Consider the following 21,822-nt stretch of genomic DNA (forward strand, 5'->3'; position numbering starts at 1 on the left):
TTTTATTCATTTCTTGAATTTTCCGTAGTGTTTATGGTTTCATTGATAGCATTTTCGGAAGATTCGCCGTTTACCTCTTTTTGAATAGTAGCTTCTTCCGGTATATTTGTTTTTTTCAGTTCATCGTCCTTTTTCGGCTTTTCAGCCGCTTCGGAAGCATCGGTTTCTTCTATTATTTCTGCGTCCTCCACCGCCTTCTCCGTCGTTTTCTCCACCAAATCAAACGTTACCTGCGCCTTAAACAGATCCCCATCGATATACAAACTAAACTGCCCGTTCTGCAATTCCGTCAGATCTTTGGCGATCGATAGTCCCAGCCCGCTTCCCTCGGTGGTGCGGGCGACGTCGCCGCGCACGAAACGTTCGGTCAGCTCGTCGGCACGGATGTTGAGCGGATTGGCAGATATATTTTTGATGGTGAAGACTGCCTGGCCAGCAGTACCGGTTTCTGGATTTCCGGGAACGCGGGCGAGGTCTACGTAGACGCGGCTGCCCTCCATCGCATATTTGCAGACATTGTTGTACAGGTTTTCAAGTACGCGCCACAGGCGGCGTCCATCGGCGCGGATCATCAGCGGTTCCCGCGGGGCATTGATGATGAGCTGCAGATGTCTGGCATCCAGTTTTTCTTCAAATTCGCCGTTGGTCTGAAATGCCATCTGGACGAGGTCAATGTCGGTAAATTCAAGCTTCACATTGCCGGAGCTTGCCTTGGATGCCTCGACGAGGTCTTCAATCAGTGTTTTGAGACGCTGTGATTTCTGGTCGAGCACATCAAGATAGGCGTTGATCCGCGCATCTTCAATATGTTCCCGTTTCATTAGGTTTACATAATTTATAATCGAGGTCAGCGGCGTTTTGATGTCGTGTGAAACGTTGGTAATCAGGTTGGTTTTGAGGCGTTCGCTCTTCATTTTCTCCTGAAGGGCGGTTTCAAGACCGGAACTGATGTTGTTGAGTCCCTCTGCCAGCGTGAGCTCCGGACCGTCAAATTCATCGAGATCAAGCTGATAGCTGGTCTCCCCGGCGGAGAGCTGGCGGACGGCATCGCGGATGGATTCCTGTTCGCTTGCCTGCCGGAACAGTATGTAAAAGATCCACAGGTTAAACAGCAGAAATACCAGCACAGTCAGACCTGTCAGCAGGTAAACAACGTATAAATTTGCATACACGCGGTCCCAGAAATACCAGGCAAGGCTGATAAGCGCTGTGTTGATTGCAAGATAGAGAACAAATCCGATGCCTAGGCGGCTGCGGAAGTTCTGCCGTGTTTTGAGGATCAACATTTTCTTCTGAATCCGGCAGATCAGGCTGGAGGTCCACAGGGTACCGGCGCGGTAGCGGCGCAGGAGGCTGAAAAAGAGCAGCAGTCCGCCCAGATACAGGACCAGCGCCTGCAGGCTGTGATCGGAGAAGTACCAATACTGCGATGGAATGACCAGATGCAGGATGCGGATGAGAATCAGGTCGCTTACAACCAGGGCGATCGCGGTCATGGCGGCAAAAAAGACGATGCCGGTTTCAGTGCCGCTCTTGTCGAAGCCGTGCAGCGTCACGTCGAAGCTGCGGTAACTCTGGTAGCCGGACACCCGGAACAGAAACAGGAAGCTTAAAAGCAGTCCGATCGTTGCAAAGATTGTCAGTGCAAATCCGGTCAGATACAGGTGCTGCCGGTGCAGGTATGCGGTATGCGTGCGCGCGTAAAGGTCAGTGACTGGATAATTTGTATCGATTCCGATCAGCAGATAATAGTCGCTGCCGGTGTACGGGTTATTGGATGCCAGTGCGGAAATGCTGCTGAGCGGGATCGCTTTCATGTTGGTGTCGTAGAAAACGGAATTGCCCGGCAGGTACGCGTAGCGCCCGTATTCCTTGACATTTTCCGGTGTCAGGGAATCGGTGTTTGTAAACTGGGTTGTTTCGCTCTGATCCGAATCTGGCTCCGTGTACTGGATTTTAAAATGCAGGTTGGATGGATTGGCGACGAAACGGTTATACACTGTGTAATAACGATGCAGTGTGTCCATGATCTCGACCGCCGCATCCTCCAATGTGCTGCGCTTCCGGCTGGCAGAACGGTAGCTGTAGATCCGCTGCGGCTCTTGAACCGACCATTCGACGTAGCCTTCGCGGCTCTTGACGCCGTCTGCCGGTTCAGAAACCTTCTGGCAGTTAAAGTCGTCGTCGAGCTGGTACCCCATGGATTCCAGATAGGAAATCAGGGAGGACAGGGAGAAATTTTCGGTCTCGCTTGGTCCAAAGGTCATTTTGAGCATCCGGCGCGAGAGGTCGATCGAGCTGTCGGCACCGAAGACGTCCTGATATTCCATATATAGGAAGATATCGTTCAGATCGTTATTAAATTGTGTGTTAAATTCCGCGGTGTCCTCATAAGGAACCGAGCCAATGCCGGTCAGCCCCAGCCCGAAATTTCCATTGATATACATGAGGCTGATACCGATGAGTCCCAGAATCAGGAAAAACAGATGCGCGAGGCTGGCGATCCATTTCTGGATCTGCATCGGAATATGTGAGAGTTTTGTCATAAATTTTGCAACTCCTAACTTCTGTTAGATGGATGATTCACATTTTTACTGCTTCTCAATTTTATATCCAACACCCCAGACAACCTTCAGATAGCGCGGCTCCCTCGGGTTAATTTCGATCTTTTCGCGGATATGGCGGATATGAACCGCAACTGTATTGTCCGCGCCGATCGCCTCCTCATTCCAGATCGCCTCGTAGATCTGGTCGATGGAGAAGACTTTTCCGGCGTTTTTAACGAGCAGAAGCAGGATGTTGTACTCGATCGGTGTCAGCTTGATGAGTTCGCCGTCCACGGTTACTTCCTTATTTTCATCGTTGATCTGCAAGCCGCCGCATTTGAATACGTGGTTGCCCATCTGATTGTTCATATTTCCCAGCTGCGTGTAGCGGCGGAGCTGAGATTTCACGCGGGCGACCAGTTCCAGTGGGTTAAACGGCTTCGTGATATAATCATCTGCCCCGATATTTAAGCCCAGAATCTTGTCCGCATCCTCAGACTTCGCGGAAAGAATAATGATCGGGATGCTGCTGGTTTCACGCACCTTCAGCGTCGTCCGGATGCCATCTAACCCTGGCATCATAACGTCCAGAATCATCAAATTCACGGTGTGCGTTTTTAAAAGTTCCAGTGCCTCCGCGCCGTCATATGCCTTGATAACCTCAAATCCCTCACCGGTTAAGTATATGTCAATCGCTTCCACGATCTGTTTGTCATCGTCACATACAAGAATACTCTGCATAGCAACTCCTCCTTTTAATAGGGTAATATATAGATAATATAGTATACAAATTTCTGTATAGATACAATAAAGATACCTATGTCTTATAATTATACAACGAAAAAGGAAACCGCGGTATCCTAATTTTTATGTATTTCAAGTGATGCGTATTTCAGGAGAAGAGCCGCCCCCAATCTGTAGGAAACATCACTCGCGCCGGCACTTAGCGAGGTTTTTTCGAGCTTAGTGTCCGCTGCAGCGAGTGCAAGAGCGAGAGCGTTTTCCGGAAGATTGGGGGCGGCTCTTCTCTGTCCGGGTTGCGTCTTCTCACCAGAATCCTGCCGTTCATTTACAAGTTATCCTTGACAAACCCCAGATTCTCCGCTACACTCTAAATTAATTTGAATATCAAACCATTTGAAATTAAAACTATCTTTTATAGAAGAAGCGGAGTTAAACGAGAAAATGACAGCTAGAATCATTGGAATCGGCGCGTATGCGCCGGAGCAGGTTGTGACGAATCAGGATTTGACGAAATTTCTTGATACAAATGATGCCTGGATCCGGGAACGGACGGGTATTGGAGCCAGACATATCTCGACGAGCGAGGGAACCTCGGCGTTGGCGACAGAGGCGGCGAAGCGCACGATCGCGGACGCGGGCATTTCTCCGGAGGAGATTGAGATCGTGATCGTGGCGACGTCTTCCCCGGATCGGGCGTTCCCGAGTGCGGCGGCGGATGTACAGGGAGCCATCGGGGCGAAACATGCGGTGGCGTTTGACATCACGGCGGCATGTTCCGGATTTATTTACGCCTTACATATTGTGCAGGGATTTATTCAGGCGGGCATCTATAAGACGGCGCTGATCATCGGAGCGGAGACGCTGAGCAAGGTGTTAGACTGGACGGACCGCAGTTCCTGCATCCTATTTGGCGATGGCGCGGGCGCGGCGGTTGTTCGGGCGGACGAGACGGGTGTGGTGAAGACGCTGGTCGGCAGCGATGGAACGAAGAACGACGTTCTGTACTGCCAGGCGAGAAGTCTTGAAAACTGCCTGACGGGCGGCAGACCGGAGCTTGGTTTTATGCAGATGGACGGTCAGGAGGTGTTCAAGTTTGCGGTTAAGAAAGTACCGGAGATTGTGAATGCGATTCTGGAGGAGACCGGAACGGACCGCGAGGCGGTACAGCATTATCTGCTGCATCAGGCGAATATCCGGATTCTGGAAGCGGCGTCCCGTCGTCTGAAGGTTCCGATGGATAAGATTCCGGTCAATATCGAGCGCTACGGCAATACATCGGCGGCTTCTATTCCGATTCTCCTGGATGAAATGCACCGGGACGGACGATTAAAACGCGGCGATACGCTGGTGATGGCAGGTTTTGGCGCGGGTCTTACCTGGGGCGCGGCATTGATGACCTGGTAGGTGTTACTGGGCACGTATGCGTGAACAGCAACTGGTAGGTGCCTGGAGAAGCAAAAAATATATAGCAAAACTAATGTACATTATTCTATTTTTTGATAAAATATAAGAACAGTGATTGCATTTTTGCGGTCACAAAAAGAAAATTCATTTAAAAAGGAGATTGAAACGATGTTAGAGAAAATGAAAGAAATTATTGCAGAGCAGCTGAGCGTAGACGCAGATTCCATTACCGAGGCTTCCTCTTTCAAGGATGATCTGGGCGCTGATTCCCTGGATCTGTTTGAATTAGTTATGGCTCTGGAGGATGAGTACTCCGTAGAGATCCCGGCAGAGGATCTGCAGAACCTGGCAACGGTAGGCGATGTTATGAACTACTTAAAAGAAAAAGGTGTAGAGGCATAATGAAAACAAAGATCACAGAAATGTTGGGGATTGAATACCCGATTATTCAGGGCGGCATGGCATGGGTGGCAGAACATCATCTGGCAGCAGCCGTTTCTGAAGCTGGCGGTCTGGGCTTAATTGGCGGCGCCAATGCACCAGGTGAGGTTGTCCGCGAGGAGATCCGCAAGGCGAGAGAGCTGACAAAGAAGCCGTTTGGTGTCAATGTCATGTTGATGAGCCCGTATGCGGATGACGTGGCAAAGGTAGTTGTGGAAGAAGGCATCAAGGTCGTAACGACCGGCGCCGGTATTCCAGGCAAATACATGGGCATGTGGAAGGAAGCCGGCATTAAGGTAATTCCGGTTGTCGCTTCGGTTGCACAGGCACGTCTGATGGAGAAGAGCGGCGCAGATGCAGTCGTTGCAGAAGGCATGGAGTCCGGCGGACACATCGGCGAGGCGACGACGATGACGCTCGTTCCGCAGGTGGTTGATGCGGTTTCGATTCCGGTGATTGCAGCCGGAGGTATCGCAGATGGACGCGGGATTGCGGCGGCATTTATGCTGGGCGCAGAGGCGGTCCAGATGGGAACCCGCTTCGTCGTATCTAAGGAATCCATCGTAAGCCAGGCTTACAAGGACAGAGTCATCAAGGCAAAGGATATTGATTCAACCGTAACCGGCATGAGTCACGGACATCCGATCCGCTGTCTTAGAAATAAGATGACGAGAGAGTATCTGAAGTTAGAAAAAGAGGGACGCCCCTTTGAAGAACTGGAGTATTTAACTCTTGGTACACTTCGGAAAGCAGTCATGGAAGGCGACGTGGACAACGGAACTGTCATGGCTGGTCAGATTGCAGGTATGGTGAAAAAAGAGCAGACCTGCAAGGAAATGATTGAAGAAATGATGGCCCAGGCGGAGGCGCTTTTGGGCAGAAAGTAGAGAGTGAGTGTAACGCTATGAGCAAAATTGCATTTATTTTTCCGGGTCAGGGCGCACAGACCACTGGCATGGGACAGGATTTTTATCAGGAAACGGAAACGGGACGCGGGATGTTTGAGAAAGCAAGTGAGATCCTTGGATTTTCAATGACCGATCTTTGCTTTGATCCAGAGCAGACGGACCGTCTGAATATCACGGAGTATACGCAGCCGGCGATGGTAACCGCCAGCCTTGCGATGATGCGTGTATTCATGGAACGTACCGGAATCCGCCCGGATGTGGCTGCGGGTCTGAGCCTGGGAGAATATCCTGCAATGGCAGCTGCAGGCGTTATGTCTGACGAAGATGCCATCCGTACCGTGCGGCAGAGGGGTATCCTGATGCAGGGCGAAGTCCCGGTTGGTCAGGGCGCCATGTCTGCCGTACTGGCGATGGATGCAGAGAAGATCGAAGAGGTGATCGCGCCGATCGAGGGTGTGCAGATTGCCAACTATAACTGCCCGGGACAGATTGTTATCTCTGGTAAGACAGAGGCGGTTGCCGAGGCAGGAGAGAAATTGAAGGAAGCGGGCGCAAAACGCGTTCTTCCGTTAAAGGTAAGCGGACCGTTCCATTCCAAGATGTTAGTGGGAGCTGGCGAGAAGCTTGGAAAGGTACTTGATACCGTTGAGATTCATACACCGGAGATTCCGTATATTGCGAATGTGACGGCAGATTATGTGACCGATGCAGCCGATGTAAAGCCGCTTCTGATGAAGCAGGTTTCTTCCTCCGTCCGCTGGGAGCAGACGATCCGGAAGATGTTAGCAGACGGTGTGGATACATTTATTGAGATCGGACCGGGTAAGACCCTGACTGGTTTCATGCGTAAAATCGACAAAAACGCGAAGGCGTTCAATATAGAGAAACTGGAAGATATCGACAAAGTAAAGGAGGCGCTTGGATGTTAAATGGAAAAGTAGCAGTTGTGACAGGTGCCAGCCGCGGCATTGGCCGTCAGATCGCTATTTCGATGGCGAAAGAGGGCGCTGTGGTGATCGTCAATTATAATGGCTCTGCGGCAAAAGCAGAGGATGTCGTAAAGGAAATTACCGAGGCGGGCGGACAGGCGGAAGCCGTTCAGTGCAATGTTTCGGATTACAGCGCGGCGGAGGTGTTCTTAAAGGACATTATCAGCCGCTATAAGAGAATTGATATTTTAGTCAACAACGCGGGCATTACCCGTGACAATCTTCTGATGAAGATGAGTGAGGAAGAGTTTGATGCCGTCATCGATACGAACTTAAAGGGCGCATTTAACTGCATTAAGCACGTATCCCGCCAGATGTTAAAGCAGAAGGGCGGACGCATCATCAATATTTCCTCTGTTTCCGGCGTGATGGGAAATGCGGGACAGGCAAATTACTGTGCGTCCAAGGCGGGCGTGATCGGACTGACCAAATCCGTGGCAAGGGAGATTGGAAGCCGTGGTATCACGGTCAACGCGATTGCACCGGGATTTATTGATACGGAAATGACCGCCGTTCTTCCGGACGATGTGAAGAAGGCGATGGGCGAGCAGATTCCGTTAAAACGTTTCGGTACGACCGAGGATGTAGCGCAGGCAGCCGTATTTCTGGCTTCTGACCGCGCAGCTTACATCACAGGACAGGTTCTGTGCGTGGACGGCGGTATGGCGATGTAGGGAAAAGGTGCTTTACAGATAGGCACTTTTGGAACCGAAAGTGGCGTACGATAACGTAGTGGCAGCGGATTTTGCCGATTTGGAATGCGAAGCATCGGCAAAATAGTGTCGCAGTTTGCACAACGTGTGAACTGTGACGATAGAAAGGCAGGTTTTTAGATGGGAAATAAGACACGTGTAGTAGTAACCGGTCTGGGAGCGATCACTCCGATTGGAAATGACGTAGCAAGCTTCTGGCAGGGATTAAAGGATAAAAAAGTCGGTATCGCGCCGATCACATATTTTGATACAACCGATTATAAGGCAAAGCTGGCAGGCGAGGTGAAGGATTTTGATCCGAAGAAATACATGGATCCGAAGGCGGCGAGACGTATGGAGCCGTTTTCCCAGTATGCGGTAGCGGCAGCCGGTGAGGCGATCGCACAGGCGGGTCTGGATATGGAAAAAGAGGATCCGTTCCGCGTGGGAACCAGCATCGGTTCCGGTATCGGAAGCTTACAGGCGATGGAACGTGAGCACAAAAAAATGCTGGAAAAAGGACCGAACCGCGTGAACCCGCTGCTCGTTCCGATGATGATCAGCAACATGGCAGTCGGCAATGTGGCAATGCATTATGGTTTAAAGGGCAAATCCATCAACGTGGTAACTGCCTGTGCGACCGGTACGAACTCTATCGGTGAGGCGTTCCGCTCGATCCAGTACGGCGAGGCAGACGTGATGGTAGCCGGTGGTACCGAGTCTGCGATCACACCGCTCGGTATGGCAGGTTTCGCGGCTCTGACGGCTCTTTCTACCAATGATGACCCGGAGACGGCATCCCGTCCGTTTGATAAGGACCGCGATGGTTTCGTCATGGGCGAGGGCGCTGGTATCGTAGTTCTGGAGTCCTTAGAGCACGCGCAGAAGCGTGGCGCAAAGATTCTGGCAGAGGTAGTCGGCTACGGCGGAAGCAACGATGCATTCCACATCACTTCCCCGGCAGAGGATGGAAGCGGCGCAGCGTATGCGATGGAGATGGCGCTCAAGGATGCAGGTATCGCACCGGAGAAGATTGATTACATCAATGCACATGGAACCAGTACACACCATAACGATCTCTTCGAGACGATGGCAGTGAAAAAAGCGCTGGGCGACCACGCTTACAAGGTAAAAATTAACTCCACTAAGTCGATGATTGGACATCTTTTAGGTGCAGCGGGCGGTGTTGAGTTTATCGCCTGCGTGAAATCCATTGAGGATGGATTTGTACACGCAACCGCAGGTTTAAAAGAGGCAGGCGAGGGCTGCGATCTGGATTACACGATGGGCGAGGGTGTTCCGATGGATATCCACTATGCCCTGACCAACTCCCTGGGATTTGGTGGTGTCAATGCCAGCCTGGTAATCAAGAAATTTGAGGACTAAATATAATTTGAGGATGTTTTTGTGTGGATGATTGAATGATTGGAAGCAGCGCACTGGAGCTGGCGGAAGAGACTTGCAGCATACAAAAATGATGTCTGGGAAAGCGAAAGAGGTAACTGAAATTATGATGGGAATTAAAGAGATCCAGGAGATCATCCCGCACCGTCATCCGTTTCTTTTGATCGACTGTATCGAGGAAGTGACACCGGGCGAGGGTGCGGTTGGATATAAAAATGTAACATACAACGAGCCGTGGTTTGCAGGTCATTTTCCGCAGGAGCCGGTCATGCCGGGCGTCCTGATCGTGGAGGCGCTGGCGCAGGTCGGCGCGGTTGCGATTTTAAGTGAAGAAGGAAATAAGGGCAGGACGGCATATTTCGGGGCAATCAACAACGCAAAATTCAAGAAAAAGGTAGTTCCGGGCGACAAGTTAAAGCTGGAGTGCCATATCATCAAGAGAAAAGGACCGGTCGGCATCGGAAGTGCGACGGCAACCGTCGATGGCAAGCTGGCTGTTTCCGCAGAGCTGACGTTTATGATTGGCTAATAAGTGAGGTTGAATAAGAGATGTTTAAAAATCTGTTTAAGAAATCGTATACTTCGATCAATACAAACGACCACGGTTCTGCCGGCGTAAGCCGTGCGGAGAGCGCGAAAGCAGATAAAAGGGCGGCAGAGGCAGCACAGGAAAAACCGGAGAAGATTCCGAGCCGTCCGACGGCGATGACGCCGGAAAGTCTGCGTTCTTTATGGCGTAAGTGTAATAAATGTGAGAAACCAATTCTGGTGCAGGATGTCAAGGACAACCTGTATGTGTGCCCGCGCTGCGGCGGATATTTCCGGATGCATGCGTACCGCCGGATTGAGATGCTGATCGATGAAGGTACCTTTGAAGAGTGGGATAAGGAGATGTCTGTGGTCAATCCGCTTGCATTTCCGGGCTATGAGGGCAAGGTTGAGGCAGCCAGAGAGAAAACTGAGTTAAATGAGGCGGTTGTCACTGGTAAGGGAAAGATTCACGGTTATGAGACTGTGATTGCGGTCTGCGACTCCCGTTTCCTGATGAGCAGCATGGGTCACAACATGGGAGAGAAGATTGCTCGTGCGGTAGAGCGTGCGACCGAGGAACGGCTTCCGGTTATCATCTACGCGGCTTCCGGCGGCGCGAGAATGCAGGAGGGCATGATCTCCCTGATGCAGATGGCGAAAACTTCCGCAGCCTTAAAACGTCATTCCGAGGCGGGACTTCTCTACATAAGCTTTATGACAGATCCGACCACCGGCGGCGTAACGGCAAGCTTTGCGTCCCTGGGCGATATCATCCTGGCAGAGCCGGGAGCGCTGATTGGATTTGCGGGTCCGCGTGTCATCGAGCAGACGATCGGCCAGAAGCTCCCGGAGGGCTTCCAGAGAGCCGAGTTCCAGCTGACACACGGTTTTGTGGATCAGATCGTGGAAAGAAAAGATCAGAAGCGTGTTCTGGGACAGATTTTGAAGCTTCACAGCCAGGAGCATGGCTGGGAGAAATGGAACGACGAGGCGGAGAACCACACAGAAGCGGCATCTGCATCCAAGGCAGAAAAAGCAGCTTCTGTGGCGGAAGGCAAGTTAAAGAGCCGGAAAGCACCGTTCTCCGGTATCATGCGCCAGAAGACCTTAAATAAGATCGCAGGTCGAGAGAGAGACGCCTGGGAGGCAGTACGCCAGTCCCGTAGCGCCGGACGTCTGAACGCCAGCGATTATATCCGGATCCTGTTTGACGATTTTACCGAGTTCCACGGCGACCGGTATTATGGCGATGATATGGCGGTCATCGGCGGTGTGGCATCCTTCTATGGAATGCCGGTCACGGTCATTGGACAGGAGAGAGGTAAATCCCCGAAAGACAGCATGAAGCACAACTTCGGCATGCCGTCTCCGGAAGGATACAGAAAGGCGCTCCGTCTGATGAAACAGGCGGCGAAATTTAACCGTCCGATCATCTGTTTTGTCGATACGCCAGGTGCATTCCCGGGTATGGAGGCAGAGGAGAGAGGCCAGGGCGAGGCGATTGCCCGCAACCTCTTTGAGATGTCGGATATGAAGGTGCCGATTCTGGCGATTATCACCGGTCAGGGCGGCAGCGGCGGCGCACTGGCGCTGGCGGTTTCCAACGAGGTATGGATGATGGAGAATGCGACCTACTCGATCCTTTCTCCGGAGGGCTTTGCTTCGATTCTGTGGAAAGATGCCAAGAGAGCCAGCGAGGCGGCGAAGGTCATGAAGATGACGGCAGAGGATCTGTATGAGCTTGGCATGATCGAGCGCATTATCTGCGAGGATGAGCCGGCAACCGATGACAACATCGAGGAGATCGGACGCATCATCGACCGCCATATGCGTGAGTTCTTCCAGTCCTGCGCGGAAAAGACACCGGATGAGATCGCGGAGCAGCGGTATGAACGTTTTAGAAAAATCTAAAAAATAGATATTGAAAGGGGGTTGCCGCGCGGCGGTCCCCTTTGTGAATATAGGAGATCGTATGAGTACAATTTTATCACAGTTAAAACCGCTGAAAATTGGTGATCTGACGGCGAAGCTTCCGATCATCCAGGGCGGTATGGGGGTTGGCATCAGCCTGTCCTCGCTGGCAGGAGCCGTGGCGGGGGCTGGCGGCATCGGCATTATTTCCACTGCCCAGATCGGTTTCCGGGAGCCGGATTTTGCCGAACATCCGCAGGAGGCAAACCTGCGCGCGATCGGTTCAGAGTTACAGAAGGCGCGCGCGATCGCGAAGGGCGGCATCGTGGGCTTTAATATCATGGTGGCAACGAAAAACTATGCGGAGTACGTTAAAACGGCGGTCAAGGCGGGCGCTGACCTGATCATATCGGGCGCAGGACTTCCTGTTTCCCTGCCGGAGTATGTGAAAGGGACGGCGACGAAGATTGCGCCGATCGTTTCCTCCGTTAAGGCGGCGACGGTCATCTGTCGGATGTGGGACCGCAAGTACCAGACCGCACCGGATCTGGTGGTCGTTGAGGGACCTCTGGCGGGCGGACATCTGGGATTTGACCGTGAGAAGCTGACCGAGCTGGAGGTAGACACGCCGCACGCAGCCGAGACATTCCATCAGGCGGAATATGACGAGGAAGTGCGGGGAATTATCGCGCTGGTTAAAAAATACGCGCAGAAATATGGCAAATCGATTCCGGTTGTGACGGCTGGCGGCATCTACGACCATGCGGATGTGATGCACCAAATGGAGCTTGGCGCGGACGGCGTGCAGGTGGCAACCCGTTTTGTGACAACCGAGGAATGCGATGCACCGATGGCATATAAGCAGGCATATCTGGATGCGAAGGAAGAGGACATCGTGATTGTCAAAAGTCCGGTCGGCATGCCGGGACGTGCGATCAAGAATGCGTTCTTAAAAGAACTGGAAAAAGGAAGACAGGCAGTGACACACTGTTACCAGTGTCTGGAACACTGTGATCCGGCGAAGATCCCATACTGCATCACGCAGGCACTCGTCAATGCCGCCCGCGGTGATGAAGATCATGCTCTGATTTTCTGCGGCGGAAATGCGTGGAGAGCAGAGAAGATAGAGACGGTTGAGGGCGTGATGCGGGCGCTGTGCGAAGGGTAGGATAGATTTTGGCAGGGTTCAGGGATGAGCCAAGATGAAATTTGCAAATAGTTCAGTGTAAAATGCAAAAATATAAAGAGAGGGCTTGCAAAATGCAGCCCTCTTTTGTGTATCCAATCATCCCCTAAAACGATTTAAACAAGCATAAATCTCCTGCACGCGCGGCATTGCCAGTCCCATGGCGGCATATGAAGCATCGCTGAACACAGAGAGCCCGTCTGCTTCATAGGCTTTTAAGAGTGTGGCAACCGTTTCCTGTACGGTGCAGCGCTCCAGAAGGCCTTTTTCCAGGCAGTAGCGCACCATCTGGGCAAGTGCGGCGGTCTGCTCGCTGTCGGCAAGCTGTTCGACGAAGCGCAGATCGACCGGCTCTTTGGCAACCTGGAAAGAGTGTTTGTCGTGGACACGGACTTTGATACGCGTGTTCCGGTCGGAATTTCGATCAGCTTCGCGGCGTCCTCCGCGACCGCGTTCAAAGCGTCCTGCATCGGAGGCGCTGCCGCCGCGATTGCCAAACCGTCCAGAACGACTGCTGTTTTCGCCCTCTTCCTGAGATTCACCGCCTGCTTCTGCGCGGCTGTCGCCAAAATTCAGCGCCATCGCGCCCACAGCCCGCCCTGTTCCGCCAGCCGCCAGCTTCCGTCCAGCCGTCGGGAGCTTGAACCCAGGCGCCTGGATGGCGGGTTTGGAAGCCTCCTGTTCGCAGGCATTTTTTACCATCTCCGTGATATCAAACGGGCGGTATGCATCCATCTGGATAATAGTGTCTGCGATGAAGAAGTAGGCGCCGGAGCTTCCAGCTACGAGGACGGTGGAGATGCCTGCCTGCTTGTAGAGATCGCGGGCGCGTTCGATGAACGGGGTGATCGGCTCTTTATCGCGGCTGACGATGCGCTGCATCAGGTCGTCCCGCAGCATGAAGTTGGTAGCGGAGGTGTCCTCGTCGATCAGGAAAGCGCGGGCTCCTGCTTCAATGCTTTCGATCACGGCTGCCGCCTGGGAGGTACTGCCGCTGGCATCGGCGGTGGAAAAGTAGGTGGTGTCTTTTTTGTTCGGCAGATCCCGGATAAAGAGGGAAATATCAACGTGGTTGATGCTGCGTCCATCCTCGGCGCGCAGCTTGACTGCGGTTTCATCGGTGATGACATATTCACGTCCATCCCCCGGAATGTGGTTGTAGACGCCGGATTCCAGCGCTTTTAGCAGTGTGGATTTGCCGTGGTAGCCGCCGCCTACGATCAGGGTGATGCCGCGGTGGATTGCCATGCCGGAGATCGGACCGTGTCCCGGAAGATTCAGAGTGATTCTTAAGGAATCTGGAGAATGGAACGCCACACTGCCCTTCATCGGACGGTCGGAGACGCCGGTTTCACGCGGCAGGATTGAGCCGTCTGCGACGAAGGAGACGAGGTCCAAGCGTTTCAGCTCATTGCGGATAAATTGCTGGTCGTCTGCCAGCGTGATGCGTTTTTTGATTTCGGCGTTGTTCTGGCGGCGGTAGAAAAAGACGTTTTCGACACAGCCTGGAAGAAAATCAAAGAAAATCCGGATCAGTTCACCTGAGTTGATGGTGCGCCCGAATGCCGGGAAACCAACCTCAAAACGGGCTGTAATCTCATTTCTCCCGATCTCGCAGGCGGTCCGGGAGAGGACCTCCTGACCGGGGCGGCTGGTGGCGATCAGACCACTTTTTCCAGAACCTTTTGCCTTGAAAGAAAGACGACCGATTTCACGGGAAAAACAGCGGAGCAGGTAATCTTCAAGCGCTGTTTTTTTCCACGGCGTATCAAAGAGTTCTGCCGGAAATCCGGCTTTCGCGTGGCGGACCTGGACACTGACCTTGGAAGGAGATGCAAACGGGTCACCCTGTACATGGTCGATGGATAAAATATACGTATTAAAATCATAAGCGCCGCGCACATCCTTGTAAGCCGGATAGCTTTTGTGATCGATGGAGGTGAGGAGACGCTTTAAATCTGCGGATTGTTTCATTCTGAATACCTCGTTTTCATAATATTAAATCATATTTCAATGCCTTCACGGTTTTTGGCAGGAGAATCCATATAAAATGACCTTTTTCAAAGAATGTCTGTCATGTGAAGGAGATGATAGTTCTTATTTTAAAGATCCAAATTCTGAAATGCAAGCGGAATGGACGAAAAGAAACGATATAATTGTATCTATTTATGATGGTGTATATTTGGCGTCTTTTTATACTTGTCTGAGTATAAAATGTTCTGAGCGTACCATATGACAGCAGGGAGGTAGATGCATGTTAAATGCACTCTGGGCGTTTATGATGCTTACGGGGCTTGGCTGGGCGGCGGTGCATGGGACGCTGGGGGCGGTGACGGAGGGAATGCTTGCAGCGGCGGGGGATGCAGTCTCGCTGGGAATCACGATGCTGGGGGTGATGGCGTTCTGGACGGGAATTTTGGAGATCGGACGGCGGGCGGGGCTGATTGAGCAGTTGTCGGCGGGGATGCGGCCGGTGCTTCATTTCCTCTTTCCACGCATTCCAGCGGGTCATCCGGCGCTTTCTTCGATGGCCGCCAATATGATTGCCAATATGCTGGGGCTTGGCTGGGCGGCGACCCCGGCGGGGCTTACGGCGATGAAGGAGCTGGAAGAACTGGAGGAGGAACGGAGAGCGGCGGGGGATCCGGCGGCGGTCACACAGGGAACGGCGAGCGATGAAATGTGTACGTTTCTGGTCGTAAATATTTCATCGCTGCAGCTCATTCCTATCAATATGATTGCCTACCGGAGCCAGTACGGATCGGCGCACCCGCTGGCAGTGGCCGGTCCGGCGTTCCTGGCGACCTGTGTCAGCACGCTGGCAGGAGTGGCGGTGTGCCGCGTGATGTGCAGGAGAAAGCAATATAAATCAATAAAAAAGGATGGCTGGAAATAGAAAACGCAATTTGGCGTCATGTAGGGGAAAAATTTCACACAAAAAACAAATTTATCCCCTATAATGCCCTTGTTAAAATAAGGGGCTCTGGAAACAGATCCGTTATCATAGAACGCGGATTCAAACCATACATATAAAACAAGTATAGACACGGGAGCCGTCAAATGCGCTGCATCAATTACCTCTCTGAATACCTGGTTCCGGTTGTTTTGTTTTATATCGTTGGGTTTGCGGTGCTTCAGAAACGCCCGGTTTTTGATGATTTTATCGAAGGGGCGCTTGCGGGGCTTAAAACGGTGGCTGGAATCCTGCCGACGCTGGTGGGACTGATGGCGGCGGTCGGCGTGCTTCGGACCTCCGGTTTTCTCGATTTCCTCTCCGGGGTGCTGGCGGGACCGGCGGCATTTCTGCATATACCGGCACAGGTGGTTCCGCTGCTTCTGGTGCGTCTGGTGTCCAGTTCGGCGGCGACGGGGCTGCTCTTAGATATTTTTAAAACGTATGGACCCGATTCGCGGCTCGGCATGATGGTGTCGGTTCTTGAGAGCTGCACGGAGACGGTTTTTTATACGATGAGTGTCTACTATCTGACCGTGCGGATCTCAAAGACGCGATGGACGCTTGCGGGGGCGCTGATTGCAACGTTCGCGGGGCTTGTGGCGAGTATCTTATGTAGTGCTATGGTAACTGTTCACGGGTAGGCACTTTTGGAACCGAAAGTGCCGTAAGAAAACGTGGTGGCAGCAGGAATTTGCCGTATTTAAATGCGAAGCCACGGCAAATTCCGTTACTGGGCACGTGTGCGTGAACAGTAACAAGTGCTATGGTATAAGAGAAGATGTAAGAAATTTGCTAGTTGTCTTGCCGCACAGAATATTGTATAATCGGTAGGGTAAATTGCCGTTTTGCGCGCTGAAACCAAGGATGAGAGGGAAAACTGTGGGAAATTATGAGACGCTGAATGAGCTTCTGGTGACGCTGTTCCGCGATGTGATGGACATAGAACAGAAGGTAATCATTACGCCGGAGTTTAAAGACATCACGAATAACGATATGCATGTGATCGAAGCGATCGGGATTGGTGAACCGAAAAATATGTCATCGATTGCCAGAGAACTGTCCGTTACGGTGGGAACGCTCACGATTGCCATGAACAGCCTGGTCAAAAAAGGCTATGTGGAACGAAGCCGGGGACTCGAGGATCGGCGGGTCGTATATATTTCTCTTTCAGAGCGGGGCAGAAAAGCGTATGGGCATCACGCCCGGTTCCACCGGGAGATGATCGAGAGCCTGACAAGCGATCTGTCGGAAGATGAGATGCAGACGTTAGTAAAGGCGCTGATGAAGCTGAATCAGTGGTTTAGGAGTAAGGATGGGCAGCGGTAAAAAATGGATGTAGTCTGCACTGGATGGAAACAGGTGTGAAAGACAAAAACGGTTGCGAAAACCGTGAAGCAACTGCTGCGAGGAGAATACAAGGAGGTACATTATGAAGAAATTTATGGTAATGGCAGCTGGTCTTATGATGGCAGCTGTTCTGGGCGCATGTGCGCCGACGGCAAGAAATACAGGAGAAACCAGCGAACATGGAACTGCCCCGGCAGGTGTGGCGCAGCAGGAGACTGTAGACGGCGTGGCTGAGAAAGAAAGCATGGTGGTAACGGATGCAGATCCGACGGTAACGGTTTGCGTATATTCTGTAAAATCTGATAAGAGCGGCTTAAAACAGAATATGGATGGCATTGACGGCGATGAGCTGGATGCACAGGAACTGCTTGATAAGATGGCAGAGGTGGGCGTCATTGAAGAGGGAATCACCGTGGATAAATTTGAGCAGAAGGACGGCGCCCTGACGCTGGATCTCTCCTCCTTAAAGGAGTCCTCTGACAAGCTGGTTGTCATGGCCATTGCCAATACATTTATCCAGAACTACGAGGCAAAGACGCTGGAGTTGAGCGTAGCAGGCGAGAAGATCGGCGACGGTCCGATGAGCTTTGAGAAGAATTACAAGAAAGTAAACTAAAGCATGAAAATGCGAAAAGAGCGGGATCCCTGAAGTCTGCGGATGCATACAGGGAGATACCGCTCTTTTTCTCTTATACGTGTAATTTCTCCGTCATCAGCCATGTTTGAAAATACGGTTTGATGACCCGGAAGGAAGCGCCGTCCATGTTCAGGATGAACTGGTGGAAGCTCTTGGCGTTGAATTTGTTTCCAAGTACCTCCTCGGCTTCCTGGCGCATGGTCAGGATTTCCAGATAGCCGGTATAGTATTTCAGGTAATTGCCCGGATTATCAATGATTGCCAGGTATATCTCGCGCGCGGATTCCGGATCCGTAAATCCGTAGGAATTTTCCAGATAACTGGTGGTTGTGGCGAGATCCCAGCCATCATAGTGGATGCAGATGTCGAGAAGCGCGTACAGCCCGTAGCTGCTGGCTTCGCTGCAGCGCATCAGCGGTTTGACCGCTTCCGGCAGTCCGTTGTCGAAGGAGTAGGCGTACAGTTCGCTGTAGAGTCCCCAGCCTTCGTTGTAGCCGCCGCAGGCAAGAAGCCGCCGTACCGGAACCGGCTCCCGGTCATTGAAATAAGCCGACTGGTAGAGATGCCCCGGATAGCCCTCGTGCGCCAGCATGGTGTAGAGGTTCTGCTCAGTGCTTGCTTTTTCGTTGATGTAAATGGTGTTGGAACCGTCGGAATCGATCGGCGGTACGAGGAAAAACGCCGGGGACAGGGAAGATTCCAGAGCTTCCGGGACGTATTTGAGTGTGTAGGAGGTATCTGTAAGCGCCGGGAAATCATCCTGAATCTGCGTCTGTAAATTCTGAAGGATCTCATCCGGATCGGAGAGTGTGATGGCAGAGTCGGTCATCTGCCGGACGAGTTCCGGATGTTCCTTTAAGCGGACGCGGATTTCGGATAAATCTGCCTGCATCTGCTTCTCAATCCGCGTTTTGAGCGCATCGACCGAAGAATCTGTGCCGGTCAGCGCCGCCGCAAGATAGGCATAATACTCCCTGCCGTGTTCGTAGGTGCTAAGTCCTCCTGTCTCCGGATGGGAGCCCTTGAGCGATTCCAGTGCTTTAGAGAGATTTGTATATGCCGGGATAAAGTGTTCCTTTAAAATGGTCAGATGTTTTGCTTTGTAGGACGCCTTTTCTGCATCGCTTAAGCTCTCAACCGCATTTAAGCGGGAGGCAAATGTTTCCGTCAGCAGGCTGTTTTCCGGGCGGATGAGGTAGCTTTTACAGGATTTTAAAATCCGGTCGATGGTGTCGTCGGACGGTGCGAGACCGGCGTCTGCCTGCGCCTGTTCATACGCTGCGAGCTGCTTGTAATATGTGTCGATCTGCGAAAGCAGTGCCAGGTAATGGTCGATGTCGGCACGGTTGTAAAATGTGTATTCGGCTAATAAGGTCGGAAGTTCCGCCTGCGTGCCGATCAGGGCGCTTAATGGCTGATTGTAGAGTTCCAGTCCCTTCGAGCCGGCTTCCGTCTCCAGTGTGTCCTTCATCATCCGGTAGGTGAAGAGCTGGTCGGAGGTCAAGAGAGAGGTATCGAAGGAAGAAAGTTCCTCAAGAACGGCCGCGTTTTCCTCGGAATCTTTTTGAAGCTGTTCCAGGGAATATTCTGGAAATTTCATCTCCGGTTCGGTGATACCGTAATTTTCCGGATTCCGGACAAGAAAATGAAGGGAGAGCGGATCGTCCTGCACGCTTTCCTGAAACTGGTGTGCCAGAAACGCATCAAAACGCGCCTGTTCGCTGGCAGCATCGGACGATGCATTGGAAGGAGAACCAGTCTGCCCGGAAGCGGCGTAGGATTCGGCGGGGGTTCCTGAGCCGGAAGAACCAGCGCATCCGGAGAGCGTCAGGGCAGCAGCTGCAGCGATCGCGAGCGCTGTGCGCGGCAGGGGCGGGAAGGAAAAGCGTTTCTGCATAATATAATACCTCCAAAACAAATATATATGTCTGCAAGTATACCATACTTGACAAAGGGATGCAAAACAGATAGACTTAATCTATATATTTATATATGAAGAAAAGGCAGAGAAAAGAAGGTGGCTTGCCTTTAATCGCAGATGGAAGACCATGGGCGGTTAGAGGCTTTTTTTGTGAAGAACACAATTTAAAGCGCAATTTTAATAAGGAGGGCATGATAAATGTGTCAGAACTGTAAGAAACCTTACTATATAACAACTGCGATTGCCTATACATCGGGCAAACCGCATATCGGAAATACCTATGAGATCGTGCTGGCGGACAGCATTGCGCGCTACAAGAGAGCGCAGGGCTACGATGTGCGTTTCCAGACGGGCACCGATGAGCATGGTCAGAAGATCGAGTTAAAGGCAGCTGAGGCTGGCATCACGCCGAAGCAGTTTGTCGATAACGTGGCGGGTGAGATCAAGACGATCTGGGATCTGATGAATACATCCTACGACAAATTTATCCGCACCACTGATGAGGATCATGAGGCGCAGGTAAAGAAGATTTTCAAGAAGCTCTATGATCAGGGCGATATTTACAAGAGCTGCTACGAGGGACTTTACTGTACCCCGTGCGAGTCCTTCTGGACCCAGTCCCAGGTCGTAGACGGCAAATGCCCGGACTGCGGACGTCCGGTACAGCCGGCGAAGGAAGAGGCGTATTTCTTCCGTATGAGCAAATATGCGCAGAGACTCATCAATTATATCAATGAGCACCCGGAGTTCATCCAGCCGGTTTCCCGTAAAAATGAGATGATGAACAACTTCCTGCTTCCGGGTCTGCAGGATCTGTGCGTCTCCCGTACTTCCTTTAAATGGGGTATTCCGGTTGATTTCGACCCGAAGCACGTTGTATATGTATGGCTGGATGCACTGACCAACTATATCACTGGTCTTGGATATGACTGCGACGGCGAGAGCGGCGAGCTGTTCAAGAAATACTGGCCGGCAGACCTGCATCTGATTGGTAAGGATATTATCCGTTTCCATACCATTTACTGGCCGATCTTTTTGATGGCACTCGACCTGCCGCTTCCAAAGCAGGTATTTGGTCATCCGTGGCTGTTACAGGGCGACGGCAAGATGAGTAAATCCAAGGGAAATGTGATTTACGCCGATACACTGGTTGATTTCTTTGGCGTGGATGCAGTCCGCTACTTCGTTCTGCATGAGATGCCGTTTGAGAACGACGGCGTTATTACCTGGGAGCTGATGGTAGAGAGACTGAACTCGGATCTGGCAAATATCCTCGGCAACCTCGTAAAGAGAACGGTATCGATGACGAACCAGTACTTTGGCGGTGTGGTAGCCGACAAGGGCGTGACGGAGCCGGTGGACGAGGATCTGAAGAAGGTAGTGCTGGAAGCAGTCCGCAAGGTCGATGAGAAGATGGATAAGCTGCGTGTTGCCGATGCGATCACCGAGATCTTCAATATTTTCCGCCGCAGCAACAAATACATTGACGAGACAACCCCGTGGATTCTGGCAAAGGAAGAGGACAAGCAGGATCGTCTTGCGACTGTTCTCTACAACCTGGTTGAGTCTATCACGATCGGTGCGTCCCTGCTTGAATCCTTCATGCCGGAGACCTCGGAGAAGATCTTAAAAGAATTAAATACCGTAAAACGTGAACTGCCACAGATGGATGAATTTGGCCGTTATCCGTCCGGAAATAAGGTGACTGAGGAGCCGGAGGTTCTCTTTGCCCGCCTGAAACTCGACGATGTGATGAAGAAAGTCAAAGTTATCCAGGAAGAGCAGAAGAAGGCAGTTGCTGCAAAGGCAGAGCCGGAGAAGGAAGAGGACGAGAAAGCCGAGGGCATCGATATCGAGCCGAAGGCAGAGATTACCTACGATGATTTTGCAAAACTGCAGTTTCAGGTTGGCGTGATCCTCTCCTGCGAGGCTGTTCCGAAGTCCAAGAAGCTTCTCTGCTCCCAGGTTCAGGTCGGAAGCAAAGTGCGCCAGATCATCAGCGGCATCAAGCATTCCTACTCCCCGGAGGAGATGGTCGGCAAGAGAGTCATGGTTGTGACCAACTTAAAACCGGCGAAATTGGCAGGTCTGCTCTCCGAGGGTATGATTTTGTGTGCCGAGGATGCAGACGGAAAGCTGTCACTGATGACAACGGAGAAAGAGATGCCGGCGGGTGCGGAGATCTGCTAAGAAAAAAAGGAATAT

Annotated in this window: 18 protein-coding genes; 14 read left to right on the forward strand and 4 right to left on the reverse strand. The window is 51.9% G+C overall.

Annotation, left to right across the window (positions count from 1 at the left end):
- Positions 1 to 2: 2 nt before the first annotated feature.
- Both DXB70_RS00700 and DXB70_RS00705 read right to left on the reverse strand, forming a co-directional pair.
- The gene (locus DXB70_RS00700) at positions 3 to 2,546 is read right to left on the reverse strand and encodes a HAMP domain-containing sensor histidine kinase (protein WP_118471600.1); all 2,544 of its coding nucleotides are present in this window, start codon (positions 2,544 to 2,546) and stop codon (positions 3 to 5) included.
- A gap of 45 nt (positions 2,547 to 2,591) precedes the next feature.
- Positions 2,592 to 3,287: a response regulator transcription factor gene (locus tag DXB70_RS00705; RefSeq protein ID WP_022360531.1), complete on the reverse strand. Its 696-nt coding sequence runs from the start codon at positions 3,285 to 3,287 to the stop codon at positions 2,592 to 2,594.
- Positions 3,288 to 3,731: 444 nt separating this feature from the next.
- On the opposite strand from DXB70_RS00705, the gene DXB70_RS00710 reads away from it, so the two are divergent.
- The 9 genes from DXB70_RS00710 (at position 3,732) to DXB70_RS00750 (ending at position 12,738) form a co-directional block, all read left to right on the forward strand.
- Positions 3,732 to 4,694, forward strand: coding sequence for a beta-ketoacyl-ACP synthase III (locus DXB70_RS00710; protein WP_118672497.1), 963 nt, complete (start codon positions 3,732 to 3,734; stop codon positions 4,692 to 4,694).
- A gap of 168 nt (positions 4,695 to 4,862) precedes the next feature.
- Entirely contained in the window at positions 4,863 to 5,096 is a 234-nt protein-coding gene (gene acpP, locus DXB70_RS00715) for an acyl carrier protein (protein WP_022360533.1), read from the forward strand.
- Positions 5,096 to 6,022 carry an enoyl-[acyl-carrier-protein] reductase FabK gene (gene fabK, locus DXB70_RS00720; protein WP_022360534.1) on the forward strand — a complete coding sequence of 309 codons (927 nt, stop codon included), beginning with the start codon at positions 5,096 to 5,098 and terminating at the stop codon, positions 6,020 to 6,022. The genes acpP and fabK overlap by 1 nt, the downstream gene beginning before the upstream one ends.
- Before the next feature lie 17 nt (positions 6,023 to 6,039).
- Entirely contained in the window at positions 6,040 to 6,972 is a 933-nt protein-coding gene (fabD, locus tag DXB70_RS00725; protein WP_118672498.1) for an ACP S-malonyltransferase, read from the forward strand.
- Entirely contained in the window at positions 6,966 to 7,706 is a 741-nt protein-coding gene (fabG, locus tag DXB70_RS00730) for a 3-oxoacyl-[acyl-carrier-protein] reductase (protein ID WP_118471598.1), read from the forward strand. The genes fabD and fabG overlap by 7 nt, the downstream gene beginning before the upstream one ends.
- A gap of 159 nt (positions 7,707 to 7,865) precedes the next feature.
- Positions 7,866 to 9,110: a beta-ketoacyl-ACP synthase II gene (gene fabF / locus DXB70_RS00735; RefSeq protein ID WP_107000851.1), complete on the forward strand. Its 1,245-nt coding sequence runs from the start codon at positions 7,866 to 7,868 to the stop codon at positions 9,108 to 9,110.
- 124 nt (positions 9,111 to 9,234) lie between these two features.
- Complete coding sequence (fabZ, locus tag DXB70_RS00740; protein WP_022359380.1) at positions 9,235 to 9,657, forward strand: 3-hydroxyacyl-ACP dehydratase FabZ; 423 nt, start codon at positions 9,235 to 9,237, stop codon at positions 9,655 to 9,657.
- Positions 9,658 to 9,677: 20 nt separating this feature from the next.
- On the forward strand, positions 9,678 to 11,570 hold the full coding sequence (accD, locus tag DXB70_RS00745) for an acetyl-CoA carboxylase, carboxyltransferase subunit beta (RefSeq protein ID WP_117796539.1): 1,893 nt from the start codon (positions 9,678 to 9,680) through the stop codon (positions 11,568 to 11,570).
- A 61-nt stretch (positions 11,571 to 11,631) separates the two neighbouring features.
- Positions 11,632 to 12,738, forward strand: a complete 1,107-nt coding sequence (locus DXB70_RS00750; protein WP_107000849.1) for a nitronate monooxygenase family protein — start codon at positions 11,632 to 11,634, stop codon at positions 12,736 to 12,738.
- A gap of 117 nt (positions 12,739 to 12,855) precedes the next feature.
- Here DXB70_RS00750 and DXB70_RS00755 read toward each other — a convergent pair whose 3' ends face one another.
- Positions 12,856 to 14,730 (reverse strand): ABC-ATPase domain-containing protein, encoded by a 1,875-nt coding sequence (locus tag DXB70_RS00755; RefSeq protein WP_118468870.1) that lies wholly within the window; start codon positions 14,728 to 14,730, stop codon positions 12,856 to 12,858.
- A 280-nt stretch (positions 14,731 to 15,010) separates the two neighbouring features.
- On the opposite strand from DXB70_RS00755, the gene DXB70_RS00760 reads away from it, so the two are divergent.
- The 4 genes from DXB70_RS00760 (at position 15,011) to DXB70_RS00775 (ending at position 17,675) form a co-directional block, all read left to right on the forward strand.
- A complete protein-coding gene (locus tag DXB70_RS00760; RefSeq protein ID WP_117796537.1) occupies positions 15,011 to 15,652 on the forward strand; it encodes a nucleoside recognition domain-containing protein in 642 nt (213 codons plus the stop codon).
- Between the two features lie 164 nt (positions 15,653 to 15,816).
- Complete coding sequence (locus DXB70_RS00765; RefSeq protein ID WP_022359373.1) at positions 15,817 to 16,353, forward strand: hypothetical protein; 537 nt, start codon at positions 15,817 to 15,819, stop codon at positions 16,351 to 16,353.
- Between the two features lie 238 nt (positions 16,354 to 16,591).
- On the forward strand, positions 16,592 to 17,038 hold the full coding sequence (locus DXB70_RS00770; RefSeq protein WP_022358468.1) for a MarR family transcriptional regulator: 447 nt from the start codon (positions 16,592 to 16,594) through the stop codon (positions 17,036 to 17,038).
- A gap of 103 nt (positions 17,039 to 17,141) precedes the next feature.
- Positions 17,142 to 17,675: a GerMN domain-containing protein gene (locus DXB70_RS00775; protein WP_118672499.1), complete on the forward strand. Its 534-nt coding sequence runs from the start codon at positions 17,142 to 17,144 to the stop codon at positions 17,673 to 17,675.
- Positions 17,676 to 17,748: 73 nt separating this feature from the next.
- Here the strand turns inward: DXB70_RS00775 and DXB70_RS00780 are convergent, their stop codons facing one another.
- A complete protein-coding gene (locus tag DXB70_RS00780) occupies positions 17,749 to 19,593 on the reverse strand; it encodes a DUF885 domain-containing protein (RefSeq protein ID WP_118672500.1) in 1,845 nt (614 codons plus the stop codon).
- 222 nt (positions 19,594 to 19,815) lie between these two features.
- On the opposite strand from DXB70_RS00780, the gene metG reads away from it, so the two are divergent.
- Complete coding sequence (gene metG, locus DXB70_RS00785; RefSeq protein WP_118672501.1) at positions 19,816 to 21,807, forward strand: methionine--tRNA ligase; 1,992 nt, start codon at positions 19,816 to 19,818, stop codon at positions 21,805 to 21,807.
- Positions 21,808 to 21,822 lie beyond the last annotated feature (15 nt).

The sequence above is a fragment of the Clostridium sp. OM05-5BH genome, assembly GCF_003481505.1.
In the GTDB taxonomy this organism is placed as follows: domain Bacteria; phylum Bacillota; class Clostridia; order Lachnospirales; family Lachnospiraceae; genus Otoolea; species Otoolea fessa.